Raw genomic sequence first — 1,478 nt, 5'->3', positions numbered from 1 at the left:
GCCCACAGCCCCCACGCCAACGACTGCCCGACCAGACCCGCGGCCTGCCGCCGCAGCGCCAAGGCATCCAGGACCGCGTTCGCCGCGGCATAGTTTCCCTGCCCCGGTGACCCGAGCGTGGCCGCCGCCGACGAATACACCACGAACAAACCCAGATCCGCATCCCGGGTCAGCTCATGCAACCACCACGCCGCATCCGCCTTCGCCCGCAACACCGTCTCCAACCGCCGCGGCGTCAACGCCTCAACCACCCCGTCATCAAGCACACCCGCGGTGTGCACCACCCCCACCACCGGATGCTCAGCCGGCACCCCCGCCAACACCTCAGCCAAAGCATCCCGGTCAGCGACATCACACGCCACCACCCGCACCCGCGCACCCAACCCGGTCAGCTCACCGACCAACTCCGCCGCCCCCGCCGCGGCCAGGCCCTGCCGCGACAACAACAACAGATGCCCAACCCCATGCGCGGTGACCAGATGCCGGGCCACCAAACCACCCAACACCCCCGTCCCACCAGTGACCACCACCGTGCCACCCGCATCCAACCCCGCCGACAACCCGTCAGAACCGGACAGCGACAAACGACCAGTACCGGCCCGGACCAACCGCCGCACATACAACCCACCAGCGCGTACCGCGATCTCCGACTCACCGCTGTCGAGCACCGCCGACAGGATCCTGCCCAGCTCGCTACCCTGGTCGCTGTCGTAGTGGGTGTCATCGTCGAGGTCCAGCAGGACGAACCGGTGAGGATGTTCGGACTGCGCGGAACGGACCAAACCCCACACCGCAGCCGCAGCCAAGTCACTACCATCAGTGGCGCCGCGGGTGACCACCACCAACCGGGAACCCTCCGTGGCCGCATCGGCCAGCCACTCCTGGACCCAACCCAACACCAACACGCTCGCCGCGTGCGTGGCCTCGACAACACCCACCGCATCGTCTGGAGTTGGTAGCTCGGCCACCACCACCGCGGGCAGCTCACCAGCAACCTGCCCATGCCATCCCCAGACCAGTTCGGCAGCCGCCGCCGTGGTGCCAGATTCCGCGTCCGGCAGCGGCACCCACTCCACCGCGAACAGCGACTGCGCCACATCCGGTACCCCGGCGCCCAACTGGTCGGTGGTCACCGGCCGCAACACCAGCGAGTCCGCGGTCAGCACCGGCTGGCCGGCGGTGTCGAACACCGCCACCGCGATACCGCCGTCGTCGGTGGGTGTCAGCCGGACTCGTAGCGTGGTCGCCCCAGTCGCGTGCAGCCGCACCCCGCTCCACGCGAACGGCAACACCGCCCCGCCATCGTCGCCGCCGAGCAGCCCGGTCAACCCGATCGGGTGCAACGCCGCGTCCAACACCGCCGGATGCAACCCGAACCCATCGGCTGCGGCCTGCTCGGGCAGGGTCACCTCGGCATACACATCCCGCTCGGAACGCCACACCGCCCGCAAACCCTGAAACACCGGCCCGTACACGTA

At 69.3% G+C, this 1,478-nt stretch carries 1 protein-coding gene; it reads right to left on the bottom strand.

The window, feature by feature from the left end:
- Nucleotides 1-1,478 (bottom strand): SDR family oxidoreductase (locus tag AB0B02_RS31860; protein WP_357306816.1); only part of this gene is annotated, 1,478 nt, incomplete at both ends.

Origin of the sequence: Micromonospora sp. NPDC049240, assembly GCF_040647835.1 — a bacterium.
Lineage (GTDB): Bacteria > Actinomycetota > Actinomycetes > Mycobacteriales > Micromonosporaceae > Micromonospora.
The sequence above is the reverse complement of the archived record's forward strand: the minus strand, read 5'-3'. Positions and strand labels throughout refer to the sequence as shown.